8 protein-coding genes are annotated in these 6,601 nt (G+C 62.7%); 4 read left to right on the top strand and 4 right to left on the bottom strand.

Features of this window, described 5'->3' with window-relative positions:
- On the top strand, nt 1–814 hold an 814-nt coding region (locus tag VFE81_RS24735), incomplete at its 5' end, for a zinc-binding dehydrogenase (protein ID WP_325047097.1).
- A gap of 47 nt (nt 815–861) precedes the next feature.
- Nucleotides 862–1,713 carry an S-formylglutathione hydrolase gene (gene fghA, locus VFE81_RS24730; RefSeq protein ID WP_325047096.1) on the top strand — a complete coding sequence of 284 codons (852 nt, stop codon included), beginning with the start codon at nt 862–864 and terminating at the stop codon, nt 1,711–1,713.
- A 44-nt stretch (nt 1,714–1,757) separates the two neighbouring features.
- On the opposite strand, the gene VFE81_RS24725 is transcribed toward fghA, so the two are convergent.
- The 4 genes from VFE81_RS24725 to VFE81_RS24710 all read right to left on the bottom strand — a co-directional run bounded on the left by VFE81_RS24725 (nt 1,758) and on the right by VFE81_RS24710 (nt 5,022).
- Nucleotides 1,758–2,540, bottom strand: coding sequence for a metal ABC transporter permease (locus tag VFE81_RS24725; protein ID WP_325047095.1), 783 nt, complete (start codon nt 2,538–2,540; stop codon nt 1,758–1,760).
- Nucleotides 2,533–3,495, bottom strand: coding sequence for an ABC transporter ATP-binding protein (locus VFE81_RS24720; protein ID WP_325047094.1), 963 nt, complete (start codon nt 3,493–3,495; stop codon nt 2,533–2,535). The genes VFE81_RS24725 and VFE81_RS24720 overlap by 8 nt, the downstream gene beginning before the upstream one ends.
- Nucleotides 3,492–4,466, bottom strand: coding sequence for a metal ABC transporter solute-binding protein (locus tag VFE81_RS24715; protein ID WP_325047093.1), 975 nt, complete (start codon nt 4,464–4,466; stop codon nt 3,492–3,494). The genes VFE81_RS24720 and VFE81_RS24715 overlap by 4 nt, the downstream gene beginning before the upstream one ends.
- 76 nt (nt 4,467–4,542) lie before the next feature.
- The gene (locus VFE81_RS24710; RefSeq protein ID WP_325047092.1) at nt 4,543–5,022 is read right to left on the bottom strand and encodes a Fur family transcriptional regulator; all 480 of its coding nucleotides are present in this window, start codon (nt 5,020–5,022) and stop codon (nt 4,543–4,545) included.
- 322 nt (nt 5,023–5,344) lie between these two features.
- Between VFE81_RS24710 and VFE81_RS24705 the strand changes: the two genes are divergently transcribed.
- Complete coding sequence (locus VFE81_RS24705; RefSeq protein ID WP_325047091.1) at nt 5,345–6,127, top strand: L-iditol 2-dehydrogenase; 783 nt, start codon at nt 5,345–5,347, stop codon at nt 6,125–6,127.
- 97 nt (nt 6,128–6,224) lie between these two features.
- Nucleotides 6,225–6,601 (top strand): extracellular solute-binding protein (locus VFE81_RS24700; protein WP_325047090.1); only part of this gene is annotated, 377 nt, incomplete at its 3' end.

Here is a 6,601-nt window from a genome sequence, read left to right as displayed (position 1 = left end):
CCTGTCGCGCAAGACCAATCTTTGCCAGGCGATCCGTTCGACGCAAGGCCGCGGCCTGATGCCCGATGCCACGTCGCGCTTCTCGCTGGACGGCAAGCCGCTGTTTCACTACATGGGCACATCCACGTTTTCGAACTACATTGTCGTGCCGGAAATCGCGGTCGCGAAGGTGCGTGAAGACGCACCGTTCGACAAGATCTGCTACATCGGTTGCGGCGTGACGACGGGCGTGGGTGCTGTCGTGTATTCGGCGAAGGTCGAGGCGGGCGCGAACGTGGTCGTGTTCGGTCTCGGCGGGATCGGCCTGAATGTGATCCAGGGTGCGAAGATGGTCGGCGCGGACAGGATCATCGGCGTCGATATCAACCCGGGCCGCGTGGAACTGGCGAAGAAGTTCGGCATGACCCATTTCATCAACCCGAACGAAGTCGAGAACGTGGTCGATCACATCGTGCAACTTACCGATGGCGGCGCGGACTACTCGTTCGAATGTATCGGCAGCACCAAGGTGATGCGTCAGGCGCTGGAGTGCACGCACAAGGGCTGGGGTCAGTCGTTCATCATCGGCGTGGCGGCGGCGGGTGAAGAGATCAGCACGCGGCCGTTCCAGCTGGTGACGGGTCGTGAGTGGAAGGGCTCGGCATTCGGCGGCGCGCGCGGTCGTACGGACGTGCCGAAGATCGTCGACTGGTACATGGAAGGCAAGATCAATATCGACGACCTGATCACGCACCGTCTGCAGCTCGAACGCATCAACGAGGGCTTCGATCTGATGAAGAAGGGTGAATCGATCCGCTCCATCGTGCTGTACTAATGCGGCATTAATGCGTCACAGACCGAACACAGAAAGGAGCATCGCGAATGCTTGAACTATTGTCGTCGCATGCCTGTCATGGCGGCGAGCAGCGGATCTACCGGCACGACTCACAGACTGTCGGTTTGCCGATGCGCTTCTCGGTCTATCTGCCGCCGCAGGCCTTGCAGGCCAGCGCGAATGTACCTGCGCTGTTCTACCTCGCGGGCCTGACATGTACGGAGGAAACATTTCCGGTCAAGGCGGGCGCGCAGCGCTTTGCGGCACAGCACGGCATCGCCCTGATCGCGCCGGACACCAGTCCGCGCGGTGCGGGTGTGCCGGGCGAAAGCGCGGCGTGGGACTTCGGCGTGGGCGCGGGCTTTTACGTCAACGCGACGCAGCAACCGTGGGCGAAGCACTATCGGATGTACTCGTACGTGCGCGACGAATTGCGCGAAACCGTGCTCGCGAATCTGCCAGTGGACGGCGCGCGTCTGGGCATCTTCGGGCATTCGATGGGTGGTCATGGCGCGTTGATGCTTGCGCTGCGCAACCCGGAGATCTATCGGTCGGTGTCGGCGTTCGCGCCGATCGCCGCGCCTTCACAGTGCCCGTGGGGCGTGAAAGCGTTCAGCGGATATCTGGGCGAAGACCGTGAAGCCTGGAGGCAGTATGACTCGAGCGAGCTGGTCGCCCACGCGAAGCGCAAGTTCGCTGAGGGGATTCTGATCGATCAGGGGCTGGCGGATCAGTTCCTCGCCGAGCAACTGAATCCGGATCTGTTCGAAGCAGCCTGCAAGGCCGCGGGGCAGCCTCTGACATTGCGTCGTCACGCAGTCTACGACCACGGGTATTACTTCATCTCGACTTTCATCGAGGATCATCTCGCGCATCACGCGAAGGTGCTGCTTGGTTGAAGTCTTGCAAAACGAGGGCGGCGGCATGCAGGTGTGTTGCCGCCTCAACGCCGCCTCAACAAACTCCCGCCATACACAACAGCCGACAGCACGGTAATCCAGAAGCTCGTCGGCCAGTCGGTATAGAACGCCAGCGTCAGACCCAGCCAGGCCTGCACCAGCGCGAATACAGCGGCGAGAATGAGACCGGTCGAAAGCCGCGTCGTCATGTTTTGCGCAGCGGCAGCCGGTCCGACCATCAGCGTGAACACGAGCAGCACGCCGACGATTTGCGTACACGCCGCCACGGCCAGTGCGGCAATCGCCAGAAACAACACCGACACCAGACGCAACGACACGCCCTTGGCTTCGGCCAATTCCGGCTGTAGCGACGCAAACAGCAACGGCCGCATGATCGCCGCGAGCGCCAGCAAACTGACGACGCCCAACGCCGCCAGCACGCCGAGCGTCGATGCATTCACGCCAAGCACGTTGCCGAACAGCAGCGCGGTGACCTGCGTCGCGTACGCGGTGAAGAAGTGCAGGAACAGCAGCCCGAAGCCGAGCGACAGCGACAGGATCACGCCGATCGCTACATCGCGTCCGGCGAGCCGCTCGCCCAGCGCGCCCATGCCGACGCCTGCCGCGAGCGTGAAACCGATCATCCCCCAGATCGGCGAGATACCGATCAGGACCGCGCCGGTCGCACCGGTGAAACCGACGTGCGAGAGCGCGTGGCCCGCGAAGGTCTGTCCGCGCATCACCAGAAAATAGCCCACTATCCCTGCCAGCACCGCGACGATCCCCGACGCCGCGAACGCGTTCACCATGAAATCGTATTCAAACATCGTGCGTGTGTCCGTCGCGTGAGTCGTTGGAGTGTGAGTGGCCGTGTGCGTGGCCATGGTCGTGCGAATGCGAGTGGCTATGGCCGCCGTTCTCGTCGTGTTCGTGCTCGTGATCGTGTTTTTCGACTTCGACGTCGCCCGACATCACGAAGATGCGGCCATTCACGCGCATCACGTCGATCGGCGAACCATAGAGACGCGACAGCACCGGTCTTGTAATGACTTCATCGACGGTACCGAGCGCGGCGACACCGCTGCCGAGATACAGCACGCGGTCGAGCGAGTTCAGAAGCGGGTTCAGCTCATGCGCCGAGAACAGCACGGCAATGCCGAGTTCCTGCTGCACGCGCCGCACCAGTTCAACGACGCTCTTCTGATGATGCGGATCGAGGCTGATCAGCGGTTCATCGAGGAGCAGCAGCTTGGGATTGCCGAGCAGGCATTGCGCGAGCAGCAGGCGCTGACGCTCGCCGCCCGACAGTTCCGATAACGGCCGCTCGGCCAGCTTGCGGCCGTCCACCAGATCCAGCACCCGCTCGACATCCGCGCGGGTCTTGCTGTCCGCATGGGGCAGGCCCCATCGGTGACCGTCGGCAGCCATGGCGACGAAATCGCGGCCGCGCACGCGGCGTCCTGCCAGCGCACTGCGCGTCTGCGGCATATAGCCGATCGACGCGTTGCCGCGCTCGACAGGCTGCCCCAGTACGCGGATCGAGCCGCTCGCCGCCGGCACGAGACCGAGCACGGCGCGCATCAGCGTCGTCTTGCCCGCGCCGTTGGGCCCGAGCACGCCGATGAATTCGCCCTGGTTCACCACAAACCCGGTGTCACGCAGAATCGAGCGGCCGCCGAGTTCGAGCGTCACGTGCTCGAGTTCGAGCACGGGCGCGTTGACGCGTGCGCTCGTCGAAGCGCTGGTTGTATTAGCTGGCGTGCTGCGGCCAGTCTCGGTCATGGGGTTTTTCCTTTGACGGTGGAAGCCGCCGCATCCGCTGCGCTCGCATCGCCCGCAGCCAGCGCCGTGCCCAGCGCGTCGAGCTGCGTCAGCATCCACGTCTGATAGGTCTTGCCGGCCGGTTCGGTTTCGGTGACGCTCATAGTCGGCACCTTCGATTGCTGCGCGAGCTTCAACATGCGTTTGGTCAGGGCCTCGGTTGCCTGGCTGTTATAGATCAGAACGCGCACGCGCTTTTCGCGCAGGTCGCGTTCGAACGCGGCGATATCGGCCGCGCTTGCTTCAGTGTCGTTCATCGTCGCCAACTGGAAGCGCAGATTGCGCATCGAGAGGCCAACCGCGTCCGACATATAGCCGAACACCGGCTCGGTTGCCGTCACCGGCACGCCGGCGTAGCGGCTATGCAGACCGGCGACTTTGGCGTCGATGGGTTTCAGCGAATCGAGAAACTTCGCGAGGTTCGCATCGTACGCCGACTTGTGCGCCGGGTCAGCCGCGACGAGCGCCTCGCTCACCGCGCGCGCCACTTTCGGCATGGTCGCCGGGTCGTACCAGAGGTGCGGATTATCGCCGCCCTTCTTGCCGACGAGATCCGCGGCGACGACCGTGGTGCGCTTCGCGCTCTTCGAGGCGGCCAGCAATTTTGCCATCCACGGATCGTAGTCGGCGCCGTTGTAGACTACAAGGCTCGCATGCTGCAACGCGCGTGCCGTCTTCGGGCTGGCTTCGAACAGATGCGGGTCCTGATCCGGATTGCTGAGGATGCTCATTACGTCGACACGGTCGCCGCCCAGTTGCTGCACGACGTCGCCGTAAAAGTTTTCCGCTGCCACCACCGGGATTTTCGCATCCGCGGCGAAGGCGCTATGACTGAGCGAGAAAGCCGCAGCGGCAGCCGCGCCCATGGCCACGTATTTCGACAGCTTCAGCGCATGGCGCGCCCCGTTCAACATCGAGCCGAATTTCTTCATCGTTGTTTCCTGCTGCGTGAGAGTTGAAAGAAACACAAACGTCAGGCATGCCCGGTTGTTGCGGTCATGCCGGTTTTCATGCCGATGCACGGGCGGACCGCGCCGCGCGGACGCAGCGTGCGCACAGTCCGCTTAATTCGACTACCTGGCGGTGCACCTCGAAACCGTGCGCCGGCGCGCTATGCGATAGCTGCTGGGCAAGCTCGCCGCCGGGAATCTCGACGGTCGCGCCGCACCCGTCGCACATCAGAAACTGGCTGCTGTGCGGCAGACCGACTTCGCAGCAGGCCACGAACGCGTTCTTCGATTCGATCCGATGGACGAAGCCGTGCGCGAGCAGAAATTCCAGCGCGCGGTAGACGGTGGTGGGCGGCACACGGCCACGCTGCGGCTCAAGTGCGTCCAGCAACTCATAGGCGCCGATCGGCCGGTCGCTGGCGACGATCGCCGCATACACCTGACGCCGCAGCGGCGTGAGCGCAAGCCCATGCAGAGCGGCGTGCGCTTCGGCATGGGCGACTCGCACGGCATGGTGTTCTGCAATCGATGTAGCCATCAGCGGACTCCCCTGACGAACCTGCACAGCTTCGAAGTGAAGCGAGGCCGCAATGATATAACGTATCTCGAATTCTTGTCAGCGACTTGAGCAGAAAGCCGATTGGCTGTTTCTGATTTCCCGTAATAGCGTCGATCGGGGAGCAGAAAGGGTGTGCCTCGGGTACACGCTGGTCCTGCCGCGCTGCACCATCGAAATCTGCTCGAGCGCCTTGACATGACCCGGTCCGTATCCGATCATTCGATCACCAACAGAGCAATTGTTCGCGCAATGAGCGTTCGCTCACCGTGCCACAAGAAGCGAAACGAACCGGAGACAGGCAGTGGCGGCACGATTGCAAGACAAGGTGGCCATTCTGACGGGTGCGGCAAGCGGAATCGGTGAAGCCGTGGCCCGGCGCTATCTGGACGAAGGCGCACGTTGCGTGCTGGTCGATGTGAAGCCGGCGGACAGTTTCGGCGACGCGTTGCGCGCCGCGTACGGCGACCGCGTGCTGACCGTCAGTGCCGACGTGACGCGCCGCGAGGACATCGAACGCATTCTCGAGAGCACACTGGAGCGCTTCGGCCAGGTCGATATCCTGTTCAACAACGCGGCGCTCTTCGATATGCGCCCGATCCTCGATGAATCCTGGGACGTGTTCGACCGCCTCTTCGCGGTCAACGTGAAGGGCATGTTCTTCCTGATGCAAACCGTCGCCAGGAAAATGGTCGAGCAGGGCTGCGGCGGCAAGATCATCAATATGTCCTCGCAAGCCGGGCGGCGGGGCGAGGCGCTGGTGTCGCACTATTGCGCCACCAAAGCGGCCGTACTCAGCTATACGCAGTCCGCAGCGCTCGCCCTTGCGCCGCACAAGATCAATGTGAACGGTATTGCGCCGGGTGTCGTCGATACGCCGATGTGGAACGAGGTCGATGCGCTCTTCGCCCGCTATGAAAACCGGCCGCTCGGCGAGAAGAAGCGCCTGGTCGGTGAAGCAGTGCCGCTCGGCCGTATGGGTGTGCCGGACGATCTGACTGGCGCCGCCCTGTTTCTCGCGTCGGCGGATGCCGACTACATCACCGCGCAAACCCTGAACGTCGACGGCGGCAACTGGATGAGCTAAGCGAATCGCAGAGTGGATGAGTCGGACGCGCTTCACCCATCGTCATTTTCGTAGAACAAACGCAGCATCACATAACGTACGAGAAAGGAGACAACACATGAAACCAGTTACAAAATCCGCGCTGAAGGCGGTCAGTGCCGGCGCTGTCGCATGCTTTGCGTTGCACGCTCAGGCGGCCACGGTGACCATTGCGACGTTGAACAATCCGGACATGATCGAGCTGAAGAAGCTCTCGCCCGCTTTCGAGCAGGCGAATCCGGATATCAAGCTCAACTGGGTGATTCTCGAAGAAAACGTGCTGCGTCAGCGCGCCACCACCGACATCACGACCGGTAGCGGCCAGTTCGATGTGATGACGATCGGCGCGTACGAAACGCCGCAATGGGGCAAGCGCGGCTGGCTCACGCCGCTCACCGGCCTGCCTGCTGATTACGATCTGAACGACGTCGTGAAGACGGCCCGCGACGGCCTCTC

Source organism: Paraburkholderia sp., from assembly GCF_035656215.1.
Lineage (GTDB): Bacteria > Pseudomonadota > Gammaproteobacteria > Burkholderiales > Burkholderiaceae > Paraburkholderia.
The sequence above is the reverse complement of the archived record's forward strand: the minus strand, read 5'-3'. Positions and strand labels throughout refer to the sequence as shown.